This is a genomic window from Halochromatium sp. (assembly GCF_054919635.1).
The window spans coordinates 1-22,008 of record NZ_JBUDPI010000019.1; the positions used below are offsets into that span (position 1 = coordinate 1).

Genomic DNA, 22,008 nt, shown 5'->3' on the forward strand with positions numbered 1-22,008 from the left:
AACAGCGAACTCATCCTCCGGCGCGTAGCGGAAGATGGCGTAGGGCATGTCATGGTAGGCGCTGATCTGGGTTCTCGGATCGGCCAGCCGCAATGCCGGCTCCAGCTGCTGGGTCAGGCGCTCTCGCCAGTCGGACATCAGCGGAGCTCCCTGGCAAAGTCGGCGGCCGTTGCCGCCGGCAGCTTGATCTGGGCGAGTGATCCGGCGACGTCGAAGTCGAGCCGGCGGAACTGATGTAGGCGCAACAGCTCGCGTTCAACATCGTCTTCATCCATCAAGAACATGTGCCAGTCATCGGCGTCGATAACGCGCCGCGCGTTGGCCTCGCGGTCCATCATGGCGTGCAGCAGATAGAGGAAGCTCGCGTCTGGCAGCTGGTAAGAGGCGAATTCGCGGACCTGAGCACCCTGAAGGAGGCCGAAGTCGGTTGCGATTCGGAGCAACCCGGAGCCGACCCGTTTGAGGGTGCTCTCGCTCCAGCTGCCGGACCATTCGATGCCGGACATCTTTCGCAGTCCGTTGAGATACAGGAAGACATCGTCGACGCGAACGCGACAGGTACCGGCTCGAAATTGCGGAAAGAGCCAGTTGACGAGGAAGTCGCGGACGAGAAACTCGTCTCGCGTCATGTGGTATAGCAGCAGGGGCTTCCAAACCTCCCGGTCGCAGTCGGCTTTGGCTAGCCCAACCAAGGGTCTGTCGCGGCCTTCTGGATCGAAGCGCCGGTTCATCACCTTGGTGACGTTGAGCGCCCAGTTCGTGCTCGTAGCGCCGATGGTGTTCTCGTCGCGGACGCGGCGCAGGTTCTCGAACTTGCTGACCCCGTAGTCCCAATCGCGGAAGATCGAGTAGGTCTCCTCGATCAGAGACCCTTTGACGATCGTGAACGATGAGAAGACGCGGGATCGGGCATCCATGCTCAATCCTCGAGCCTCGCGTAGGGAATGGCTGGGCTGCCCGGCTCACCGCGGGCGAAGCCGGCGGCGAGCAGCGTGATGACGTCGTCATCGGGGCAATGCGTGCCGGCTAGCGGGACCGAGCGGCCCTCTGCAGCTCGGCGAAGCTTGCCAACGGCTTCCACGTGGCTCCGGTCGATCAGGTCGAAAGCTTCCAGCATTCGCAGGAGATCACCGGGCTCAGTCTCGGCGGGCTCAGTCTCCGAGAGCTTCCCAAAAACCGGCGTCCACTGGTCGCCTTCGTCCAGCCAGCCTTGCCAACACTCGTCGAACTGATCCTCGATCTCGGCAGGCAAGTTCCAGAGTGTCATGCTGCCCGGTGGATCGAAAAGCTCTTGGCAACGATTGCGCGCGACAGCAAAGGCGATACGCGCCTGGGCAAAGCAGTGGGTCGATGGGAAGCCGCGCTTGAGCACCATGTTGCCGCGACGGCCGAGGATTCCGTTGGTATTCCACCAGCGAGCCGCGTCCATCTCGCCGTGACGGGCGACGACGAGGCGTAGCTTGAATAGTCGCACGAGATCGATGTTGGTGGATGCTGCTGTCATGTCCTTCGCTTATGTCTCCTAGCGTTCATCCCGCATTGATTGCCTCTTGAACCCAACCCAGTCGTCCACATCGGACCCTATACATCCAGAATCGGCCGATCGCCTGTGCCGGTTTGGCAAGGACAGAAGAAAACCGATAACGCTCTATTTTCGCACAAATGCGTTACAGGGCTGATCAAGGGTCTTCGGGAGCATCTCGAGTCTTGCCTATACTTAGGGCCAGGCTATAACGCTATTGCCAGATCAACCGCGGAGAGCCAACGCCCATGGCGGACCTGCAGCGCGATGATGTTAGGCTCTACTTTGAGCTTCACGGACCACCGGCGTTGGACGGGCAGCCACCACCCTTAGTCCTGGTCGCGGGTCTCGCCAGTGACTGCCAATCCTGGGCGCCGGTGTTGCCAGCTTTAGCCGCTGAGCGTCAGGTACTGATCTTCGACAATCGCGGCTGTGGCCGCAGTCAGCCGCAAGACACGCCGAATAGCATCGGCCTCATGGCGGACGACTGTCTAGCGCTCGCCGATCATCTGGGACTCGAGCGCTTTGATCTTCTAGGCCATTCTATGGGCGGATTCATCGCGCTCGAGATCGCCCGGCGAGCGCCCAAGCGTCTCATCCGCTTGGTGCTGAGCAATAGTGGCGCCAAGCAAAGCGCCCGCAACCAGCACCTGTTCGACGACTGGGCCGATGAGCTCGATGCTGGTCAGTCGCCCGAGCGCTGGCTGCGAAACTTCTTCTATTGGATCTTCTCGGAGCGCTTCTTCAACGAGCGCGAGACCGTTGATGACCTGCTCGATCTGGTGTTGCACTATCCTTATGCACAAACGCCGGCCGGATTCCGGGCGCAGGTCGAGACGATGCGCGGCTTCGATGCTACCGACTGGCTCCGCAAGATTGCAACGCCGACGCTGATCCTGGCCAGCGCAGAGGACCTGCTTTACCCGCCACGCGACGATGCGGCCGGTCTCAGGGCGCTACCGAATGCCGAGCGCGCGCTGATTCCGAAGCAAGCACATAGCCTGCCGGTCGAAGCACCCAGTGAGTTTTGCCGGCTCCTGCTCGACTTCCTTAATCGCCCTGCCTGAACTCGCCCAGCAAACCACCCCACCGACACCGGATGCCGCCCGCAACCAACGCCACCGACAACGAATCGCCTGCACCAGTTCGACCAATGGCAACCCCCACGGCACCGCCGACGGCGAGCGTTGAGCGCGATGGACACCATGTCACACTGCATCTGGCCGGCCGCTGGCGGCTCGATCAGCGCATCCCGAGACTTGCCGACTTCGCAGCGTCGATCGACCGCAGCAGCAGCGATAGCGGCGATGCCGTTAGCCAACTGCGTGAGCTTAGCTTCGAGACCAGCGAGCTCAGCGACTGGGATTCGGCCCTGGTGACCTATATCGCTGGCGTCGAGCGGTTGTGCACAAAGCGCGACATTCGCTGCGACCCAAGCGCCCTGCCCGAGGGTCTGCGCCGCCTGCTCGAGATGGCGAGCCTAGCCGAGGCACCGGATGACGACGCGCATGATCGGGGGCCGAGCTTCCTTGCCAAGGTTGGCCTAGACATGGCCGATCTGGTGCGCTCCACTGGGGAGATCATGACCTTCTTCGGAGAGGGCGCCATCGCCGTGCGCCACTTCGTCGCCGGCCGCGCGCGCTATCGTCGCTCTGAGCTCTGGGTCATCATCCAAGAGTCGGGCGCCGATGCGCTGCCGATCGTCAGCCTGGTCAGCTTTCTGGTCGGCATGATCCTCGGCTACATTGGCGATCAGCAGCTGGCGCAGTTCGGCGCCCGGATCTATGTTGCCGATCTGGTGGGTCTTGCCACCGTGATCCAGATGGGGGCCCTGATCACCGGCATCGTCCTCGCCGGTCGCACCGGGGCTGCCTTCGCCGCGCGCATCGGCACCATGCAGGTCAATGAGGAGATCGACGCGCTGCGCACCTTCGGCATCCCGCCGATGGAGTTCCTGGTCTTGCCGCGGATGATCGCGCTGATCCTAATGACGCCCCTGCTGACGCTCTACGCCGACCTGCTCGGCATCCTCGGTGGTGCCTTCGTCGGAACCGTGGTTGGCGGTGTGACCCTAACCGCCTATTTGGTTCAGACCCAGGCCGCGATTGGCTGGAACCACATCATCCAGGGACTGATCAGTGCCACCGTCTACGGGGCCATCGTCGCCGCGTCGGGCTGCCTGCGCGGCATGCAATGCGGGCGCAGCGCGGCTGCCGTCGGTGAGGCGACCACCTCGGCGGTGGTCACCGCCATCGTCTTCATCGTCATCGCCGCCGCCGTGCTCACCGTGATCTTCGATGCGATTGGGCTGTCAGGATGAGCCATTCAGCTCAGTGGCAGAGCAGCAACCTGTGCACAAGCCCCCAGCCAAGGCCAATGGGCAAGCAGCGGCTCAGGGAACGGCTCGAGCCGAATCCGGGCAAAGGCTCAGGGCCCCAGGGAGCCCAGGTGGCACCGTGACTCAAGTTGCGATAAAGCTCGAGGATATCGCCCTCGGCTATGGCTCAACCCCCGTTCAACAGGGCCTCAGCTTCGAGATCCAACGCAGCGATGTCTTCATCATCATGGGCGGAAGCGGCTGCGGCAAGAGCACCGTGATGCGCGGACTCACCGGTCTGCTGCCACCCCTGCAGGGCCGCGTGCGATTGCAGGGTCAAAGCCTTTGGGAGATCGCTGAGAGCGCTCGAACGCAGCTCTTGCGCGGGGTCGGCGTCATGTATCAGAGTGGTGCACTATGGAGCTCAATGACGCTGGAGGAGAACGTCTCGCTCCCCCTCGAGCAATATACGCGGCTGCTACCGGGGCAGATTCGGGAGCTGGCGGAGTACAAGCTGGCACTGGTCGGCCTAGCCGGCTTCGGCGGCTATTATCCGGGCCAGATCAGCGGTGGCATGCGCAAGCGGGTGGGTGTCGCGCGCGCGATGGCCTTGGACCCGGATATCCTGTTCTTCGATGAGCCCTCAGCCGGGCTCGATCCACTTTCGGCGCGACGGCTCGATGATCTGATCCTCGAGCTGCGCGACAGTCTGGGTACAACCATGGTGGTCATCACCCATGACCTCGATAGTATCTTCCTAATCGGCGATGACGCCGTTTTCCTCGACGCCGAGACGCGCACCATGCTGACCACTGGCAATCCGAAACAGCTGCGCGATCACAGCGAGATCGCCGAGGTCCGCGCCTTCTTGCGCCGGGGTGAGCCATGAGCCGCGAGGCCAACCCCACCATCATTGGCGGCTTTGTGCTGGGCGCCGTCGGGCTGATCGTCATCGGCATCCTGGTCTTCAGCAGCGGTGCCTGGCTACGCGAGCGAATCTACTTAGTCACCTATTTCCCGGGCTCGGTGCAGGGACTGAGCGTTGGCGCTGAGGTCCAGTTCCAGGGCGTCCCCATTGGCCAGGTGGTCGAGATCGGGCTCGACTACATCGCTGAGCGCGACAGCTTTCGCATCCCGGTGCGCTACGAGGTCTGGCCCAGGACCATCCATGTGCTCGGTGATCTCGAAGGCACCGAGCCGAGTGAGCTGGTACAACGCCTGGTCGACGAGCGCGGTTTGAGGGCGCAGCTCGAATCGGTGAGCTTCGTCACCGGTCAGTATCTGGTGACCCTGAGTCTGAACCCGGACCTGCCAAAGCGCGATGTCAAGCGCGACCCCGACGGCGATATTCGAGTGCCAGCGATTGCAGCGACCCGCGACCGGGTCCAGGAGATGCTCGAGAACCTCCATCTCGATGAGCTCCTGGATTCCGCCACCAAAACACTCAAGGCCGTCAACTCACTGCTCGAAGCCAAGGAAACACATTCAGCGCTGAACAATCTTGATCAGGCCCTGGCCGGGATTGCGTCCCTGACCGAAAAGATCGATCAGGAGATCAAGCCACTGAGCGCGCGCGCCAACGCAACCCTCGGCGAATACCAGCAGCTCGCCGCGACGCTGCGCAGCGAGACCGCTCCTTTACTTGAGGAGCTGTCGCAAGCGATCGTAACCACCAACAGGGTCGCGACACGGGTGGAGGCTAAGATCGACCCCATCGCAGACTCAACCCAAACCGCCCTCGACGAAGCCGCAGCGGCGATGCGCTCCATTCGCCAGCTCACCGGTGAAGGCTCAGCGACCCGCTACGAGCTCGATCAGCTGCTCGCAGCCGCCACCCGTGCCGCGAGCTCGATTCGCTCGCTAGCGGATTATCTGCAGCGGCATCCCGAGGCCCTGCTCCAAGGCAAGCGCTGATGCGCGCCATTAGAACAGTCCAGCCGAATACCTCAGTAGAACACCTCATCGGCCACCCCATTGAGGACCGATACGGTAGCCAGGCCCTGGTCGCCCATCGGGCAGACGTAATTGACAACGATGATGGTCTGCACCATCGGATCAGATTGCGCGCGGACGATCGCCGCTGAGCCAAGATTCGACGAATCCATCAGTCGGCAGCCACAACCAACTAGGTCTTCGGTTGTCATGCCCACCTTTGGGAGGCAGCGCGGCTTCGCAGGAGGTGCGCCACAAGCGCCAACCAAGACGCTTGTAGCCACCAACATCAGGAGCCAGCGGCGCCAGGCGCTATTGCTCACGCTCAACGTCAGCAAGCGCCTCCTTCAAGGCTTGCAGGATCAGCTTGCTCGCCTCTGCTTCATCGAGCTCCGGGACTTCCCAACCCATGATCCGGCCATACTTTTGAACAAGATGCCGGACGTCATGGACCAGCTCGTTGTGATACTTGCGAATCTCCAGCTGTTCGAGGCTTGCCATCTCATCTCCCCCTTTCGGGTCGACCGGACTAAGCAACGAGCGCGCAGGCTGCTCGTCAATGCGCCGGCATGGTTATCGTTGACGGGTTAGAGACGCGGCAGTATCTCCTCGATACATCAACGAGGCTGACACATCAAAGAGGCCGCGACGGCCGCATTGTCGCACTCAAGGAGCAAGCTTGCGACTCTTGCAATCGCTGCCCTTTACAGTGGCGCAGGAGACCCGCCCTTGGTGGAGTGAGCAACAGCGATCAACGAGCATCGGAGTATTAACAATCCTTAACCCAGCGGCAACCGCGTGGTAAAGCCTCAATCCCAACACTGAGCGCTATCGAAAGGAACACCGCACGCAATCGCTGCGGACCTTCCTAACCTATTTCACTTAGGAGCTCTCGAATGTATTCGACGCAACCTGCGAGATCGACTCGACCCCGACCCGCGGCGCTTTCAGCCGCTGTGCTCGCGTGTCCCCAACGCGCCAGCCGCTCAATTCTGGCTGCCGCGATCAGCCTGACCTTGATCGTCTCGGCTATCGGTTTCCTGCCCCAGCTCGGTCACGCCGAACCGGTCCCTGAGCCCTTGAGCACGCCCGCCGGACCGACCGGCTTCGCCGACGTGGTTGAGCGCGTCACCCCGGCCGTCGTCAATGTCACCGTCGCCCAAGAAACAGAAGCGGTGTTATCGATGCCAGGGGGTCAGATGCCGGACGAGGGCTCACCGCTGTATGAGTTCTTCAAGCGCTTTGGCGGTCTTGACGGAATGCCGACGCCAAGTCCGCGCCAACGCGAAGGCGAAGGCTCCGGCTTCATCATCGATGCGGAGGGGCATATCGTCACCAACAACCATGTGGTTGAAGGCGCCTCGCGGATCGAGGTCACTCTGAATGACGGTGAAAAGTACGAGGCCGAGGTGATCGGCCGCGACGCCAAGACCGACCTGGCGTTGATCAAGATCGATACCAACGATTCCTTGCCCCATGTCGCCTTCGGCGACAGCCGCGGTGCCCGTGTTGGTGATTGGGTGTTGGCGGTTGGCAACCCCTTTGGCCTCGGCGGCTCGGTCAACGCGGGGATCATCTCGGCCCGGGGACGCGACATCAACTCCGGCCCCTATGATGATTACATCCAGATCGACGCACCGATCAACCGCGGTAATTCGGGTGGTCCGCTGTTCGACGCCCGCGGTGTGGTGATCGGGGTCAACACGGCGATCTTCTCACCAAGCGGCGGGAACATCGGCATCGGCTTCGCCATCCCGGCCGAGACGGCCTCTGAGATCGTCACTGAGCTGAAGACCAAGGGCCACGTCGACCGCGGTTGGCTCGGCGTCCAGATCCAGCCGGTCACCGAGGAGATTGCCGCCAGCCTTGGCCTTCCAGAGACCCGTGGCGTGCTGGTCGCGGACGTCATCGCCGGCACCCCAGCGCAAGCCGCTGGAATCAACAGCGGCGACGTCATCCTGCAAGCCGCTGGCGAGCGCATGGAGGAGTACCGCGATCTGACCAAACTGATCGCCAGCATCGACGCCGGCACCGAGATCGACCTCGTGCTGTATCGCTCTGGCAAGACCATGACCATCCCGGTCACCATCGGCGAGATGCCAAGCGAAGACCTGGCGCAAGCCGCCACTGATAACGAGCCGGCGGGAGATGAGCCGCGCATCGGTCTTTATCTGGCTCCGCTGACACCGGAGCTGCGCGCCGAGCGCGGACTCGATGCCGACGCCAGTGGTGTCCTGGTGGCCCAGGTCGCTCCCGGCAGTCCGGCGCAGGCCGCTGGCATCCGGGCCGGAAGCCTGATCTCGATGGTCGGCCAGCAAGCGGTGACCCAGCCGAGTCAGGTGGTCGAGGCGGTCAAGCAGGCCGCGGCATCAGACCGCCCCTCAGTGCTGCTGCGCGTCGAGCAAGACGGTGAGCAGCGCTTCGTCGCCGTTCCGATCGGATGATCTCAGGGCATGCGCGTACTGGTTATCGAGGACGACTCCCAGCTCGCCGGCTATCTGGTTAAGGCCTTCGGCGAGATGGGAGCGAGCGTCGACCTGGCTGACAATGGCCGCGAAGGCCTGTTCCTGGCCGCCGGCAATCCCTACGACGTGATGGTGGTCGACCGCATGCTGCCGGAGCTCGATGGCCTCGCGATCATCCGCACCCTGCGCGCCTCAGGCAACCCAACGCCGGTGCTGATCTTGAGCGCGCTCGGCGAGGTCGACCATCGCGTCGAAGGGCTGCGCGCCGGAGGTGATGACTATCTGGTCAAGCCATTTGCGTTCTCGGAGCTGCATGCACGTATCGAGGCGCTGATGCGGCGCTCAGCGCCTGGGGATGCCCCGGTCACCAGCCTCAGCGTCGCCGATCTCGAGCTCGACCTGCTGAAGCGCCAGGTCCATCGCGCCGGGCAACCGATCGCGTTGCAGCCGCGCGAGTTCAAGCTGCTCGAGTACCTGATGCGGCATGCTGGTCAGGTCGTCACCCGCACCATGCTGCTGGAGAATGTCTGGGATTATCACTTTGATCCTCAGACCAACGTCATCGACGTGCACATCAGCCGGCTACGGGCGAAGATCGACAAGGATTTCGATCAGCCCCTGCTGCAAACAGTCCGCGGCGCCGGCTATATGCTGCGAGCCGAGTGACCCAATCGCGAGCGCAATGGTCTTGATGAGCGCTCGCCACTCCCTAGACCGCGTACACCGGAGCCCCTAGCCATGCCCCGCGATGGCACCGCTGCCCGCCTGCGGCAGCGCGCGATCGGTGCCCTGGTGCCGGCACTGCGCCGGCTGCATCAGTCGTCGCGTTTTGTTCTGACCAGCTCGACCTTCCGGCTAGCACTGCTCTACATGCTGCTCGTCGGTGTTTCGGTCGCCATCCTGCTCGGCTTCATCTATTGGTCCACAGCGGGCTACATGGCGCGCCAGACTGACGCCACCATTGGCGCCGAGATCCAGGGCCTCGCCGAGCAGTATCGACGCCGCGGTCTGACCGGCCTCTCCGCAGTGATCGCCGAGCGCATCGCCCGCGATCCGCAAGGCGCCTCGGTCTACCTGCTGACCGACCCGAGCGGCAGCCCCATCATCGGCAACCTCGACCTCTGGCCACCCGTAGCCCCCGACGCGAGCGGTTGGGTGCGTTTTCGTGCCCGCCAAGTGCAGAGCGAGGGCGTCAACGTCGAGCATGAGACCCGAGCCAAGGTCTTTCGTCTGCGCGGCGACCTGCGGCTCTTGGTCGGCCGTGATGTGCGCGAGCTGACCGCGATCCGCCATTTGATCCTGGATGCGATCGCCTGGGGCCTGGCCATCACCGTTGGCTTGGCGCTGCTGGGCGGCTGGCTCATGGGCGCCGGCATCGTCCGCCGACTCGACGTGGTCAATCAGGTCAGTCGCGAGATCATGCAGGGCGATCTCAGTCGCCGGGTCCCGAGCACGGGCACTGGCGATGACTTCGATCAGCTGGCCGAGAATCTGAACCGGATGCTCGAGCGCATCGAGGCGCTGATGCTGAGTATCCGCCAGGTCTCCGATAACATCGCCCACGACCTGCGCACACCGCTGACACGCTTGCGCAATCGGCTCGAGCTCCTTCACGGCGTCGACCTCAGCGACGAGGCCAGCGCCGAGGTCGAGGTCGCAATCGCCGATGCCGACGAGCTGCTCAGCGCCTTCAACGCGCTGCTGCGCATCGCCCGCATCGAGGCCGGCAGCCGCCGCGCCGCCTTTGCCGAGCTTGACCCACTGCCACTGCTGCAGGATGTCGCTGAGCTCTATGAGCCGCTTGCGGCCGAATCGCTGCAGACTATCTATGTCGAAGCAGCAGACATGAGCGCTATCCAGGGCAAGGGCGGAGGCGGCGGGGACGCCACAGTGAATAGCAGCTGTCGTCTGTACGCGGACCGCGACCTGCTATTCCAAGCGGTGGCGAACCTGGTCGACAACGCGATCAAGCACAGCCCCAACGGGGGTCAGATCCTGCTGCGCGCCGAATGCAGCGGCAGTGCAGTTGATCTCAGCGTCACCGATGAGGGGCCGGGCATTCCGCCGGAGCTGCGCGACAAGGTGCTTCAGCGCTTCTTCCGCATCGATGAGAGCCGCGCCGCACCTGGTCACGGACTCGGTCTAAGTCTGGTGCAAGCGGTTGCTCAGCTCCACGGTGCTGAGCTCCGCTTAGAGGACGCTGGCCCAGGGCTGCGGGTGCGGCTGCGCCTGCTGAAACCGGAGCCTTCAGCATAGCCGCAGCCGATCTCGTCCCTGATTTCGTCACTGAAGATGTTGGTATTGGTGGAACCGGTCGCATTACTGGACTCGGCTGGCCGATTCGGCGTGAGGCGTCGAACGGCCCTGCAGCGAAGATCCATCACTCAAGACCGATCGTCCAGAGGAGTCCCAGATGAAGCGCCTGATCACCACGCTACTTACGACCAGCATCGCCTGCACCAGCCTTGCCCCCGCAATCGCGGCCGAATGGACGCTCGACCCCGAGCGCTCGCACCTCGCCTTTGTCTCGATCAAGGCCGGCAACATCGGTGAGGTCCATCAGTTCACTGAGCTCTCAGGCAGGATCGACGACCAAGGCCGAGCAGTGATCGATACCAAGCTCGACAGCGTCGAGACCCTGATCCCGATCCGCAACGAGCGCATGCGCGAGCTCCTGTTCAAGACCGCGCAGTACAGCGACGCCACCCTGAGCGCGAAGATCGATCCCGCTGCGATCAACGCCATTGAGCCCGGCGACCAGATCGATGTGGTCGCCGAGAGCATCCTCAGCCTGCATGGCGAAACTCAGCCGCTGGTGTTGAAGATGAAGGCCGTCAAGCTCGATGCGGATACCATGTTGGTCGCGAGCACCGAGCCCGTCGTCCTTGATGCGGCCAAGTTCGGCATGAGCGAGGGCGTGGAGACGCTGCGCGAGATTGCCGGCCTAGAAAGCATCAGCAATGCCGTGCCTGTGACCTTCGTGATGACCTTCGATACCCAAGCACCCGCCGCCGACGGCAATACCGCAGCCAGCTCGGTGCCAAGCCCGCAGACGATCGCCCAGTACGAGGCCTACCGCGAGATCATCGAAGCCATGAGCAGCGAGCAGAAAGAGGCCATAGCAGCCCTCTTTGGCTCTAGCCAATAACGGAATCAGTCGACAGAATCAGACAGCAACATCAAATTGCAGAAGTCGGCCAGGCGCCAAAGCAACAACAGACGGCGGCTCAGACGACGTCAAAACGCTCGAACTGCATGCTGTACTGACCCCGGCCCTGGGTCAGACTGCGCAGCTCCGTGGTGTAGCCGAGCAGTGCCTCGAGTGCGACCTCACACTGGATGGTCGCTGTCTCGTCGTTCCCCGTTGGATCGGTCTTGGTGGCCTGTATCATCGCTCGCCGTTGCTGCAGGTCACCAAGCACGGTCCCGAGATTGGTCTCGGGCACCACCACATCGACACGCATCACCGGATGCAGGGCCACAGGCCCCGCCTCGGACAATGCCCGAGCCAGCGCACGCGTCGCAGCGGCCTGCAAGGCCTCTGGCGTGCTCTGCTGGCCAAACAGCTCGACCTCGACCAAGGTCACAGCGACATCATCGACTGCCGCCCCCTGCGAGACACCGCTGGCCAATCCAGCGGTGAGACCCTCTTCAAGGGCCTGCTGTTGCTCGGGCGAGAGGGCGGCGCCTTCTGGTCGCAGACGCGGATGGCATTGGAGCTGATTGCCTGCGCCCCGACCGCGAGGCGCAACCTCAACCAGCGCCCAGGCCGTTAGCTCAGACTGCTTGCCATCCGGACTCGGTGGGCGGCTGTGCAGCTGCTCTGCCTGAGCCTGATCAGTGATGGTCTCGCGGACCGCAACCGCCGGCCGCCCACTGCGTACCTGCTGGCCAAACTCTCGCTCGATGCGCTCAAGCACGATCTGCAGATGCAGCTCGCCCATGCCGCGCAACAGACGTTGACTGGTCTCCGGATCTTCCTCGACCCTGAGCGTCGGGTCTTCCTGCTCGACCTTCCTCAGGACCTCGAGCAGCTTGTCCTCATCGGTACCGGCCGCCGGCTCGATCGCCAGGCTCAGCACGGGCTGACGTGCCTCGATCCGCTCCAGTGTCAACAGATGGTCAGGGTCGCAAAGGGTGTCACCGGTTGCGGCATGGCGCAGGCCCGCAAGCAAGACGATCTGCCCCGGTCCGGCCTCCTCGAGCTTGCTCTTGCGTCCGGCATCGACATCGAAGATGCGCGCGACATGCTCCTTGACCACCCGACCATCGGCGGTCTGGAAGGCCAGTGTATCGCCCACCTTGAGCCGGTTGCGATAGACGCGTGTGAAGCAGTGCCGGCGGCCATCCCAGAGCTGCACCTTGAAGACCAGCGCCACCAATGGCCCCTTGGCGCCGATGGCGACGGTCTCGGGCTCACCGTCAGGCCGTCGTGCGATGGCTGCTGGGCGATCGAGCGGCGCTGGCAGCAGGTCGACCGCCGCATCCATCACCGGCTGCACGCCGAGGTTGCGCAAGGCGCTGCCGCCAAAGCAAGGAAAGATACGCCCTGCTAAGGTGCCTCGTCGCAGCGCCGCAAGGACGGCCTCGGGCTCAGGCTCGCCACCATTGAGTACAAGATCGGCCAGCGCATCGTCGGCATCGGCCGCGGCCAGCAACAAGGCCTCGTGCAACTCCTCAACCGACTCCCAGAGGTCAGCGGGACAGGGCTCAACGACAACCTGCTCGCCCTGCTCACCATCGAACCGCAAGAGGCGCCGGTGCAGCAGGTCGATGCAGGCATGCTGATCGACGACAGGCACCGTGATCGCCACCGGCTCCACATCCAACCGCTCACGAATCGCATCCATGACACGAAGAAAATCCGCGCCGGGCCGGTCCAACTTGTTGACAAAGAACAGCACCGGCAATCCAAAACGGCAGCGCTGACGCCAGACCGTCTCGGTCTGCGGCTCGACGCCGCGCACGCCATCGAGGACCAGAACAACCCCATCAAGGACGCGCATCGAGCGCTCGACCTCGATGGTAAAATCCACGTGTCCAGGAGTATCGACAACCTGTAGGAGATGATCGCGCCAGGGCGCTTTGGTGACCGCTGCGGTGATCGTGATACCGTGGTCTTGCTCTTCGGCCATCCAATCCATGTGCGCCGCGCCGTCATGCACTTCTCCGATCTTATGCGATGCACCGGCATAGAACAGGATACGCTCCGTCAGTGTCGTCTTGCCCGCATCGACATGAGCGGCGATGCCGATGTTTCGGACGTGATTGAGCGCTGTCGCGGCCTGTGCGTGCTTGAGACTGCGGGAATGCTGACTGGATTGACTCATGAACCACCGTCGACCTGAAATTAATCGTTAGCAGACACCCTGATCCAACCCTGGAGCAGGCCATCAGTTGCGGAGCCCAGCAGATGACAACCCTGACCCGATACTCAACGAGCCGAGCGCAGCGAGACGAGCGCACCGCAAGAGGTTACCGATACCGGCAGCCTGAGACCGCATCTTGCACTGGCCCCAACGTCCAATCGAGACCCCGGCCGAGCGAGCGGTTCAGAGCCATGTTGGCCGCCATGATCGGCCTGCTCGCTCTAGGCGCGTTGCCGTTAACAGCTGTCCAGGCCAAGGTCTATCGGCTGATCGACCCGAGCGATAGTGTCATCGGCACCCCTTTCTATGTAAAGGCGAAGGGTGAGCATACGCTTCTGGACATTGGCCGCCATCATGGCCTAGGCGTCGACGAGATGAAACAGGCCAATCCGGGCGTGGACATGTGGATTCCTGGTGAAGGGACTGCCGTGCTAGCGCCAGATCGGCATGTGCTGCCAGATGCCCCGCGCAACGGGATCGTGTTGAACCTGGCCGAGCGCCGGATGTATTACTACCGCTCGCCAACCGAGGTCGAGACCTTCTCGATCGGCATCGGCCGCGACGGCTGGGAGACGCCGGTCGGCGCCTACAGCATCATCGAGAAGACAGAGAATCCAAGCTGGACACCGCCGGCCTCGATTCGTGCCGAATATGCAAAGAACGGCAAGACGCTGCCTGCGGTGGTTCCGCCAGGACCAGACAACCCGCTCGGCTCGCACCGCTTACGGCTCAGCAACCCAAGCTATCTGATCCATGGCACCAACAAGCCCTGGGGCGTTGGCATGCCGGTGAGCTCTGGCTGTACCCGCATGTTCCCAGAGGACATCAGGTATCTGTTTGATCAAGTCGAAGTGGGCACCCAGGTGACCATCGTTGACCAGCCTTACAAGGTCGGCTGGCTCGGTGACCAGCTCTTTCTCGAGGTCAGCCTAGAGGAAGACGAACAGCCGCGATCAGCGAAGGAGATCATCCCGGCGTCGATTGCGAGCGCCGACGGGGTGGTGATCGATTGGGATGAGGTTAGGCGGGTTCTTCAGGAAAATACCGGCCTCCCACAGATCGTAGGAGGCCGGCAAGGCTCAAAGAGCTGGCATCACTTCGACATGATCTTCTGATACATGCGGTTGATGCGGTCCTCATTGGCCTCGCAGCATGCTTGGGCTGCGTTGGCAGCGTCCATCGCGGCTTGAGCCATGTCACGAGCCTCTTGGTCGGTCGCGCAGCCACCGAGCAGCGAGGCACTCAGTAGAGCAGCGGCAGACAGAGATGCGAGCTTGAATTTCTTGGTCATGAATCTTTCTCCGTTGTGAGATTTGCCGATCGGCAACTGATTTATATCACAGACTCGGGTTCGTTTCTGCACCCTCGAGTTCGGATGATAGCAGAACCAGACAGCGTCTTCTTATTGCCACCGGCAGCCGCCCCAATCAGATTAGAGCCACGTATCGGAAGCTACAAGAGGGGATCAGTCTTGGTCGATCGCTACTATCGCCGCCCATTGCCGGACAGCGGCCCCAACCCGTTTCGCTGCCAGGGCTTCGTTCGTAACGGCACCATTGCCTGCGAAGGCGGCGCGCCCCTGGCGATCGAGACCCTACCGCCGTTCTTGCGCGCACTCCTGGTCACTGACGGTACCGTGACCAAGGCGCTCGAGGCCTATTTCTGGGAGCCTGTGGTAGTCGATACCCTGCGTCAGGAATTTATTCAGGCCGCCGCCGATATTCCCTGGATCGAGGTCGAGCCGGGCGATCAGGTCATGGTGCGAGAGGCGCTACTGCGAGGCACGGACAGCAACAATCACTATGCCCGCGCCTTCTCGGTCATCCGTTCGGAGCTGATTCCTAGCTCATTCAGAGATCGGCTGATCAACCGCGAGATCGGCATCGGGGTCTTGATCCGCGATAGCGGCCTTGAGAGCTTTCGCGAGGTGATGGAGGTTGGGGTCGAGCCCGCCCCGGTCGACGACGATCGCGCCCTGTTTCGCACCTATCGCATCATCATCGACGGTCAACCGGTGATCCTGATCAGCGAGACCTTCCCGCTCGCTCTCTATCTCTAGGTGTTGGCTCTAGTCGCTGGCTCTAGCGGCCAGCTCTAGCCGTTGGGCGGACGGCGCAAGCTGGACTTGATGACCGCTCGCTGCGCTCCGTCTCAAGTCGCAAGCTCTTTGTCCAATAGACGGCCGAGATGGGCAGCCAACTGCTGCCCAGCGGTCTCCACGTCGAGCGACAGCCCCAGATCCTCTGCTCGGGTGATCTCCAGTCCTGGATAGCCACAGGGGTTGATGCGCGCAAAGGGCGCCGGATCGAGACCAATGTTCAGGGCCAAGCCGTGATAACTACAGCCGTGGCGCACGCGCAGGCCAACCGAGGCGATCTTGGCCTCACCCACATAGACACCTGGCGCGTCTGAGCGCGGCTGGGCAAGGACCTGGTGATCAGCCAATAGATCAATCACCGCCTGCTCAAGCAGATGAACCAGCTGCTTCACGCCTAGGCGGGCGCGTTTCAGGTCCAACAACAGGTAGGCGACCAACTGGCCGGGACCGTGATAGGTCACTTGGCCGCCGCGATCGCACTGGACCACCGGGATCGGGCCTGGGTCAAGCAGGTGCTGCGGCAGTCCTGCCTGGCCTAGCGTGAACACCTGCTCATGCTCCAACAGCCAGAGCTCGTCTTCAGTATCCGGCCTACGCTCGTCGGTGAACTGGCGCATCTGGGTCCAGATCGCCTGGTAGTCGCGACCAGTTCCCAGCCATCGCGTGCGCAGTGGCCCCCTGGTCAGCGCTTTTTGCTGCGCCTGATGGGACTCCGTGGGAGATGGCTCAGATGGAGATAATCCCGCGACTCGCCCAAGCACCTGGTTCGTCTCAGACACGGATCAGACTCCGAGAGACGCCCGGTTCCCAGCAGCGGGGAGACGCGCTAAGCCGAATGCTGGTGAAGAGACCCAGCTGCGACGCACCTCAGAAGGCGCAGGTGATCTCAGCATGCTCTGAGAGCTCGCGATAGATCGCATCAAGCTGCCGCTTGCTGCGGGCCTCAATCTCCACCGTCACAGAGACCCAGTTGCCATTGCGGCTAGGCCTTGAGCGCAGCGCATCCTTGTCGGTGTCAGGGGCATGGCGCTCGATGATCTGGGTAACGACAGTCTCGATACCGGCCTCGGCACGGCCCATCGCCTTGATCGGAAAGCGACAGGGAAAACGCAGCAGGGTCTCGTCTTGGTCGGTGTTGGTCTCGGTCATCGGTGCCTCGGACTAACGACGCTCAGGCCGCTGCGCGCCGGATATCGGTCTTGAAGTCTTGGTAGCAGCGGTCGATCTGGCGCCACACAGGACCTGGTTGACCGGAGGCGACAAGCGCCCCATCGAGCTGGGTCACCGGCATCACCTCCCGCGTCGAGCTGCTGATCCAGACCTCATCGGCGGTTCGCAGCTCCTCTACCCCAATGTCGCGCTCCTCGACAGGAATTCCAGCACCAGCGGCAAGCTCCAACACCAGGTCACGCGTAATACCGGCCAATAGCAGCGGTCCTTTCGGCGGTGTCACCAAGCGTCGATCCTGAACGATAAACAGGTTGCTGGTCGAGCCCTCAAGTGCCCAGCCGTCGCGCACTAAGATGGCCTCCTCCGCACCGGCGTCCGCGGCTGCCTGGCGGAGCAGCACGGCCGCGAGTAGCGCGGTGGCCTTGATATCGCAGCGTAGCCAGCGGATATCGTCGCGGGTCACCGCGGCGACGCCCTGCTCAGCAATCGCAGCATCGCGCGGCTTCATTGGCTTCGCCATTGCCAGCACGGTTGGCACCGGTGAGACCGGAAAACGATGGTCGCGTGTCGGAGCGACGCCGCGAGTGATCTGCAGATAGAGGGCCTGATCTGCAGTCGGGTCTGCTGACAGCAAGCGTTGGAAGATCGGTGACCATTGCGTTGCTGATAGCGGCGGCGCCATCCCGATCCCCTGGAGGCTCTTCTCGAGGCGCTGAAGATGCTCGCGCTCACGCAACGGCCGCCCAGCATAGGCCGGAATCACCTCGTAGACCCCATCGCCGAACAGGAAACCGCGGTCCATGACCGAGATCGTCGCTCGCTCTGGCGCGACAAAGTCGCCGTTGAGATAGAGCTCTTTCATCAGAACAGCTTCAAGACCGAATCGGTAGCTTGACGCAGCAGGCCGCCACGCTCGACCGCGCCCAGCGCAACAGCGGGCTGGCGCTTGATCTCTTCGCCCTCGAGCATCAGCGTAATCTCTCCAACCTGCTGCCCAGCAGCGATCGGCGCACTGAGGTCGGGGATCGGCTCAAGCTGAGCAGTGAGCTGATCGAAGCTGCCGCGGGGGATGGTGACGGCCACATCGGTAGCTGGCCCAACGGCAACCGTCGGTGGGTCACCAGACCAGACCCGCAACAGCTCCAATGGCTCGCCGCCGGGATAGAGATGATGGGTCTCGAAGAACCGAAAGCCATAGTTGAGCAGCGCCAAGCTGTCGGCGACACGGGCCGAATTGCTCTCGGTCCCCATCACGACCGAAATCAGCCGCTGCTCATCGCGCTTGGCGGATGACACCAGGCAGTAACCGGCGGCTTCGGTGTGGCCGGTCTTGACGCCATCCACGCCGACCCCCTTGTCGAGCAGCCGATTGCGGTTGAATTGTTTGATCCCATGCCAGGTGAACTCTGGCTCCGAATACCAGCGGTAGTAATCTGGAAATTCGCGAATCATCGCCGCGGTGACAAGGGCGATATCCCGTGGCGTCGTGTAATGCTCCGGGTTCGGCAAGCCGGTGGCATTGGTGAAATGACTCTGGCTCATGCCGAGCCGCTGCGCGTGCTGGTTCATGAGTCCAGCGAAGCTCTCCTCGCTACCGGCGACATGCTCAGCAAGCGCAACGCTGGCATCATTACCAGACTGGATGATCATGCCTTTCAGGAGATCGCGAACGGCCACCTGATTACCGACCTCGATAAACATCTTCGAGCCGCCGGTCCGCCATGCCTTCTCGCTGACCAGCACCTGGTCATCGAGCGCGATATTGCCGGCTGCCAGCTCCGAGAAAACCACATACGCGGTCATGATCTTGGTCAGACTCGCAGGCTCGAGCCGGCTGTCCGCGTTCTTGGCGGCCAATCCCACCCCGCTGTCGTAATCGACCAGCAGATAGCCTTCGGCACCAAGCTCGGGGGCTGGCGGGGTCTCAGCCTGGACCGCCGCAGCGAGCCAGGTGGCGAGGAAGCCGGCGAGGATGAAAGGGAGTCGATAACGCATGGCGATGAGTTTACCTGCTCGCGCTCATAACGGCAGCCTTCATCGCCACCGAACACCGAAAACCGTTAACCAGATCGCGAGCCGCTGCACATCTGGAACCGCTGTGGCCCTATCGGATCACCACTACCGGCTTGTCAATCCCAAGCGCGACGAGCCGTCGGCCAAGCGCATCGCCGTCGCTCCGCGAGCGCACTGGACCAACCTGAACCTTGTACAACGGCTGCGACATACCGGTCACCGCCGCAGCGCGCACCAGGACGGGGGCTTCAACTCGACGGGTCAGCTGGCTCTTGAGCTGCTCGGCATTATCGCGACTGCCAAAGGCGCCAACCTGCAAGAAGATCGCTCCTGCCTGGTCGGCAAGTACCGTAGCCTTGCGCGTCTTAGCGCTCGAGCTGCCGCTATCCAGGAACGAGATCGAGCCCGTTGACTCCTGCTTGTCGACATCGGTCGAGGCCAGCCTTAATAGCTCTTTCGCATCCTTGCCATGATCACGCGGGTCGATCGAGCGGACCTCGACATGAGCGGTGCCTGCATTCACCATGTCCAGACGCTTGGCCGCCGCATACGAGAGGTCGATGATGCGATTGCCGACAAAGGGACCCCGGTCATTCACCTTCACGACCGCACTGCGGCCATTTTCCAGATTGGTCACCAGCGCATAGGTGGGCAGCGGTAAGGACTTGTGGGCGGCCGTCATCCGATGCATGTCGTAGCGCTCGCCGCTCGAGGTCCGGCGGCCATGGAACTTCTTACCATACCAAGAGGCCAGCCCGCGCTCGACATGATTCCGACTGCTGTGCTTGGTGTAATAGCGCTTGCCCAAGACGACGTAGGAAGCCATGTTGCCATAGCGCGATTTCGGCTCGGCCTTGGGTAGCGGGTCGGACGCTAGGTCTAGCGCATCATTGTCGACGCTCGTTGGCGTGCCGCCGCAGCTGACCAAGATCACCAAGAGTCCGGCTGCGGACGTCAGCCTCAGCAGCGCAGGCGCTGCACGAAAGGCGCTAAGGATCGCTGCGTTGCGCATCTCAGCTCTCGTTCACTGTCGCTGCTGTCGCAATCGCTCGGCTCAGCGCCACCGCTGCAAGCGCATACAGATTGCTGTGGTTGTAACGCGTGATGGCATAGAAGTTATCGAGCGTAACCCAATACTCGCGACCGTCGCCGTCCAGCGCGATCAGGGCGACGCGTGCCTCCGGCTCAAGGGTCTCCTGTGGCTCGACGCCAGCGGCTTCGAGCTGCGCCACAGTGATGCTCGGCACCAGAGGCCGCTTGCCACCGATCTCAACCCCGGACCCAATCGGACCGTTCAAGGTCGCGGCAGTAGCGATCGGCTGACCCCGTTGCCAGCCGTGCTGCGCCAGGTAGGCCGCAACGCTGCCGATCACATCGGCATGGCTCTCCCAGAGATCACGACGGCCATCACCATCGAAATCGACCGCGTAGGCACGATAGCTCGAGGGGATAAACTGTGGCTGACCAACCGCACCCGCATAGGAACCGCGAACACTCGCTGGGTCAACGGTCTCCTCGCGTGTGAGCAGCAAGAACTCCTCGAGCTCCTTTCGGAAGAAGCCCGCTCGCCGCGGATAGGCAAAGCCGAGGGTGGTCAAGGCGTCGATGACCCGATGGCTGCCCAGGGTCGCGCCATAATTGGTCTCGATACCGATGATGGCCGTGATCACCTCTGCGGGAACCCCGTAGGCCGTCTCCGCTTGGCGCAATAGCGCCCGGTGCTCGGCGAGGAAACGCTGTCCGCCGGCGATGCGCTCGGGCGTCACGAACAAGGCTCGGTACGCCCCCCAGGGCTTACCCTCATAGGGCTGATCCATCGCATCGACGATGGATTGCTGATAACGCGCGCTGGCCATCAGAGCTGCCAGCTCAGCCTGCTCGAAACCGTGCTCCTCGACCATCTCGGCAACGAAACGCTCGCGCTCCCGGTCGTAGCTCGCGGGCACATCATCCGCAAAGGCGAGTGACCAGGGGCTTAGCAGCAGGACCAGCAGAGTGGTGGCCGAGACACGAGTCCGATCGGCAAACAGGGGCATTGGCATTCGTCAGGCACTCAGCGGTGATCGAAACATATTTAAGTATATGCGCGAGCTCACTCTCTTTGAAGCGGTTTCCGTCTGGTATGCACAGACATCAGAATGCCAAAACCAAGCATCAGTGTGACCAATGAGGTACCGCCATAGCTGATCAGCGGCAGCGGTACCCCAACCACCGGCAGCATCCCGGTCACCATACCCATATTGACAAACAGATAGACGAAAAAGACCGTGGTAATAGAGCCGGCCAGGAGTCTACTGTAGGTATCCTGCGCCTGCGCAGCAATGGTCAGCCCACGCAGAATCACGGCCAAGTAGAGCAGCATCAGCACCAAGATGCCGAACAGGCCGAGCTCTTCGCCGATCACGGCAAAGATGAAATCGGTCGAGCGCTCCGGCAGAAATTCAAGCTGTGACTGGGTACCCTGCAGCCAGCCCTTGCCGTAGAGCCCGCCGGAGCCAATCGCGATCTGCGACTGAATGATGTGATAGCCCGACCCCAATGGATCGGAGCCAGGATCGAGGAAGGTCAGCACACGCTGGCGTTGGTAGTCATGCATCAACGACCAGAGCACGGGCGCCGCAGCAGCAGCCAGTGCGCCAAACCCAAGGATCAACCACCACCGCAAACCGGATAAGAACAAGGTGGTCAGTCCGGCACTCGCGACCAACAAGGCGGTTCCGAGATCGGGTTGCTTGGCAATCAACATCACCGGCAGTCCGATCAAGAGGAGTGTGAAAAAGACGTCGAGCAACCGGGGCGGTAGCGGCCTTAGCGACAGATACCAGGCCACCATCATTGGCAAGGCCAGTTTGAGCATCTCCGATGGCTGAAACCTGAGCAAGCCCAGGTCCAGCCAACGTTGCGCACCCTTGCTCTGGACACCAACCAAGAGCACCGCTGCAAGCAGGCCCAAGCCTAGTAGATAGAGCGGTGCCGACCACTGGCGCAGCAGGCTCGGCGGCAGCTGCGCAACGCCAATCATCAGCAGAAATGCAAGGCCGAGCCGGATGCCTTGCCGCTCAACCTGACTGCCGGACTCACCGGTCGCGCTGTAGAGCATGAGTAGACCGAACCCAGCGAGC

23 protein-coding genes are annotated in these 22,008 nt (G+C 62.5%); 10 read left to right on the plus strand and 13 right to left on the minus strand.

What is annotated here, in order from left to right:
- Positions 1-137: 137 nt before the first annotated feature.
- Complete coding sequence (locus ACY693_RS02440; RefSeq protein WP_462320241.1) at positions 138-917, minus strand: BrxA family protein; 780 nt, start codon at positions 915-917, stop codon at positions 138-140.
- A 2-nt stretch (positions 918-919) separates the two neighbouring features.
- Entirely contained in the window at positions 920-1,504 is a 585-nt protein-coding gene (locus tag ACY693_RS02445; RefSeq protein ID WP_462320242.1) for a BrxE family protein, read from the minus strand.
- Positions 1,505-1,770: 266 nt separating this feature from the next.
- Between ACY693_RS02445 and ACY693_RS02450 the strand changes: the two genes are divergently transcribed.
- The 4 genes from ACY693_RS02450 (at position 1,771) to ACY693_RS02465 (ending at position 5,753) form a co-directional block, all read left to right on the plus strand.
- Positions 1,771-2,589, plus strand: coding sequence for an alpha/beta fold hydrolase (locus ACY693_RS02450; RefSeq protein ID WP_462320243.1), 819 nt, complete (start codon positions 1,771-1,773; stop codon positions 2,587-2,589).
- 86 nt (positions 2,590-2,675) lie between these two features.
- Entirely contained in the window at positions 2,676-3,842 is a 1,167-nt protein-coding gene (locus tag ACY693_RS02455) for an MlaE family ABC transporter permease (RefSeq protein ID WP_462320244.1), read from the plus strand.
- A 136-nt stretch (positions 3,843-3,978) separates the two neighbouring features.
- Complete coding sequence (locus ACY693_RS02460; RefSeq protein WP_462320245.1) at positions 3,979-4,728, plus strand: ABC transporter ATP-binding protein; 750 nt, start codon at positions 3,979-3,981, stop codon at positions 4,726-4,728.
- Positions 4,725-5,753 carry an MlaD family protein gene (locus ACY693_RS02465; RefSeq protein ID WP_462320246.1) on the plus strand — a complete coding sequence of 343 codons (1,029 nt, stop codon included), beginning with the start codon at positions 4,725-4,727 and terminating at the stop codon, positions 5,751-5,753. The genes ACY693_RS02460 and ACY693_RS02465 overlap by 4 nt, the downstream gene beginning before the upstream one ends.
- A 32-nt stretch (positions 5,754-5,785) precedes the next feature.
- Here ACY693_RS02465 and ACY693_RS02470 read toward each other — a convergent pair whose 3' ends face one another.
- A complete protein-coding gene (locus tag ACY693_RS02470; RefSeq protein ID WP_462320247.1) occupies positions 5,786-5,983 on the minus strand; it encodes a hypothetical protein in 198 nt (65 codons plus the stop codon).
- Between the two features lie 100 nt (positions 5,984-6,083).
- Positions 6,084-6,272 carry a hypothetical protein gene (locus tag ACY693_RS02475; protein ID WP_462320248.1) on the minus strand — a complete coding sequence of 63 codons (189 nt, stop codon included), beginning with the start codon at positions 6,270-6,272 and terminating at the stop codon, positions 6,084-6,086.
- Positions 6,273-6,850: 578 nt separating this feature from the next.
- On the opposite strand from ACY693_RS02475, the gene ACY693_RS02480 reads away from it, so the two are divergent.
- From ACY693_RS02480 to ACY693_RS02495, 4 genes are all read left to right on the plus strand, one after another.
- On the plus strand, positions 6,851-8,215 hold the full coding sequence (locus ACY693_RS02480) for a Do family serine endopeptidase (protein WP_462320249.1): 1,365 nt from the start codon (positions 6,851-6,853) through the stop codon (positions 8,213-8,215).
- 9 nt (positions 8,216-8,224) lie between these two features.
- Positions 8,225-8,902 (plus strand): winged helix-turn-helix domain-containing protein, encoded by a 678-nt coding sequence (locus ACY693_RS02485; protein WP_462320250.1) that lies wholly within the window; start codon positions 8,225-8,227, stop codon positions 8,900-8,902.
- A gap of 72 nt (positions 8,903-8,974) precedes the next feature.
- Positions 8,975-10,492, plus strand: coding sequence for a sensor histidine kinase (locus ACY693_RS02490; protein ID WP_462320251.1), 1,518 nt, complete (start codon positions 8,975-8,977; stop codon positions 10,490-10,492).
- A 157-nt stretch (positions 10,493-10,649) separates the two neighbouring features.
- Complete coding sequence (locus tag ACY693_RS02495) at positions 10,650-11,384, plus strand: YceI family protein (protein ID WP_462320252.1); 735 nt, start codon at positions 10,650-10,652, stop codon at positions 11,382-11,384.
- A 79-nt stretch (positions 11,385-11,463) separates the two neighbouring features.
- Here the strand turns inward: ACY693_RS02495 and ACY693_RS02500 are convergent, their stop codons facing one another.
- Positions 11,464-13,566 carry an elongation factor G gene (locus ACY693_RS02500; protein ID WP_462320253.1) on the minus strand — a complete coding sequence of 701 codons (2,103 nt, stop codon included), beginning with the start codon at positions 13,564-13,566 and terminating at the stop codon, positions 11,464-11,466.
- 230 nt (positions 13,567-13,796) lie between these two features.
- On the opposite strand from ACY693_RS02500, the gene ACY693_RS02505 reads away from it, so the two are divergent.
- Positions 13,797-14,720 (plus strand): L,D-transpeptidase family protein, encoded by a 924-nt coding sequence (locus tag ACY693_RS02505; RefSeq protein WP_462320254.1) that lies wholly within the window; start codon positions 13,797-13,799, stop codon positions 14,718-14,720.
- Here ACY693_RS02505 and ACY693_RS02510 read toward each other — a convergent pair.
- The gene (locus ACY693_RS02510) at positions 14,699-14,896 is read right to left on the minus strand and encodes an alanine-zipper protein (protein ID WP_200237476.1); all 198 of its coding nucleotides are present in this window, start codon (positions 14,894-14,896) and stop codon (positions 14,699-14,701) included. The genes ACY693_RS02505 and ACY693_RS02510 overlap by 22 nt on opposite strands.
- A 180-nt stretch (positions 14,897-15,076) precedes the next feature.
- Here ACY693_RS02510 and ACY693_RS02515 point away from each other — a divergent pair, with 180 nt between their 5' ends.
- Entirely contained in the window at positions 15,077-15,664 is a 588-nt protein-coding gene (locus tag ACY693_RS02515) for a chorismate--pyruvate lyase family protein (protein ID WP_462320255.1), read from the plus strand.
- A gap of 92 nt (positions 15,665-15,756) precedes the next feature.
- Here ACY693_RS02515 and lipB read toward each other — a convergent pair whose 3' ends face one another.
- The 7 genes from lipB to rodA form a co-directional block, all read right to left on the minus strand.
- Positions 15,757-16,389 (minus strand): lipoyl(octanoyl) transferase LipB, encoded by a 633-nt coding sequence (gene lipB / locus ACY693_RS02520; protein WP_462320262.1) that lies wholly within the window; start codon positions 16,387-16,389, stop codon positions 15,757-15,759.
- Positions 16,390-16,570: 181 nt separating this feature from the next.
- The gene (locus tag ACY693_RS02525) at positions 16,571-16,852 is read right to left on the minus strand and encodes a YbeD family protein (RefSeq protein WP_462320256.1); all 282 of its coding nucleotides are present in this window, start codon (positions 16,850-16,852) and stop codon (positions 16,571-16,573) included.
- A 22-nt stretch (positions 16,853-16,874) separates the two neighbouring features.
- Positions 16,875-17,735, minus strand: coding sequence for an aminotransferase class IV (locus tag ACY693_RS02530; RefSeq protein WP_462320257.1), 861 nt, complete (start codon positions 17,733-17,735; stop codon positions 16,875-16,877).
- Positions 17,735-18,868, minus strand: a complete 1,134-nt coding sequence (locus ACY693_RS02535; RefSeq protein WP_462320258.1) for a D-alanyl-D-alanine carboxypeptidase family protein — start codon at positions 18,866-18,868, stop codon at positions 17,735-17,737. The genes ACY693_RS02530 and ACY693_RS02535 overlap by 1 nt, the downstream gene beginning before the upstream one ends.
- 109 nt (positions 18,869-18,977) lie before the next feature.
- A complete protein-coding gene (locus ACY693_RS02540) occupies positions 18,978-19,898 on the minus strand; it encodes a septal ring lytic transglycosylase RlpA family protein (RefSeq protein WP_462320259.1) in 921 nt (306 codons plus the stop codon).
- A gap of 1 nt (position 19,899) precedes the next feature.
- Entirely contained in the window at positions 19,900-20,928 is a 1,029-nt protein-coding gene (gene mltB / locus ACY693_RS02545; RefSeq protein WP_462320260.1) for a lytic murein transglycosylase B, read from the minus strand.
- A gap of 50 nt (positions 20,929-20,978) precedes the next feature.
- Positions 20,979-22,008, minus strand: a 1,030-nt coding sequence (rodA, locus tag ACY693_RS02550; RefSeq protein WP_462320261.1) for a rod shape-determining protein RodA, incomplete at its 5' end; no start/stop codon positions are given.

Coding starts and splice junctions, on each gene's coding strand:
- ACY693_RS02440 (WP_462320241.1), bottom strand. CDS start 917: ATGGATGCCCGATCCCGCGTCTTCTCATCGTTCACGATCGTCAAAGGG.
- ACY693_RS02445 (WP_462320242.1), bottom strand. CDS start 1,504: ATGACAGCAGCATCCACCAACATCGATCTCGTGCGACTATTCAAGCTA.
- ACY693_RS02450 (WP_462320243.1), top strand. CDS start 1,771: ATGGCGGACCTGCAGCGCGATGATGTTAGGCTCTACTTTGAGCTTCAC.
- ACY693_RS02455 (WP_462320244.1), top strand. CDS start 2,676: ATGGCAACCCCCACGGCACCGCCGACGGCGAGCGTTGAGCGCGATGGA.
- ACY693_RS02465 (WP_462320246.1), top strand. CDS start 4,725: ATGAGCCGCGAGGCCAACCCCACCATCATTGGCGGCTTTGTGCTGGGC.
- ACY693_RS02470 (WP_462320247.1), bottom strand. CDS start 5,983: ATGACAACCGAAGACCTAGTTGGTTGTGGCTGCCGACTGATGGATTCG.
- ACY693_RS02475 (WP_462320248.1), bottom strand. CDS start 6,272: ATGGCAAGCCTCGAACAGCTGGAGATTCGCAAGTATCACAACGAGCTG.
- ACY693_RS02485 (WP_462320250.1), top strand. CDS start 8,225: ATGCGCGTACTGGTTATCGAGGACGACTCCCAGCTCGCCGGCTATCTG.
- ACY693_RS02490 (WP_462320251.1), top strand. CDS start 8,975: ATGCCCCGCGATGGCACCGCTGCCCGCCTGCGGCAGCGCGCGATCGGT.
- ACY693_RS02495 (WP_462320252.1), top strand. CDS start 10,650: ATGAAGCGCCTGATCACCACGCTACTTACGACCAGCATCGCCTGCACC.
- ACY693_RS02500 (WP_462320253.1), bottom strand. CDS start 13,566: ATGAGTCAATCCAGTCAGCATTCCCGCAGTCTCAAGCACGCACAGGCC.
- ACY693_RS02505 (WP_462320254.1), top strand. CDS start 13,797: ATGTTGGCCGCCATGATCGGCCTGCTCGCTCTAGGCGCGTTGCCGTTA.
- ACY693_RS02510 (WP_200237476.1), bottom strand. CDS start 14,896: ATGACCAAGAAATTCAAGCTCGCATCTCTGTCTGCCGCTGCTCTACTG.
- ACY693_RS02525 (WP_462320256.1), bottom strand. CDS start 16,852: ATGACCGAGACCAACACCGACCAAGACGAGACCCTGCTGCGTTTTCCC.
- ACY693_RS02530 (WP_462320257.1), bottom strand. CDS start 17,735: ATGAAAGAGCTCTATCTCAACGGCGACTTTGTCGCGCCAGAGCGAGCG.
- ACY693_RS02535 (WP_462320258.1), bottom strand. CDS start 18,868: ATGCGTTATCGACTCCCTTTCATCCTCGCCGGCTTCCTCGCCACCTGG.
- ACY693_RS02540 (WP_462320259.1), bottom strand. CDS start 19,898: ATGCGCAACGCAGCGATCCTTAGCGCCTTTCGTGCAGCGCCTGCGCTG.
- mltB (WP_462320260.1), bottom strand. CDS start 20,928: ATGCCAATGCCCCTGTTTGCCGATCGGACTCGTGTCTCGGCCACCACT.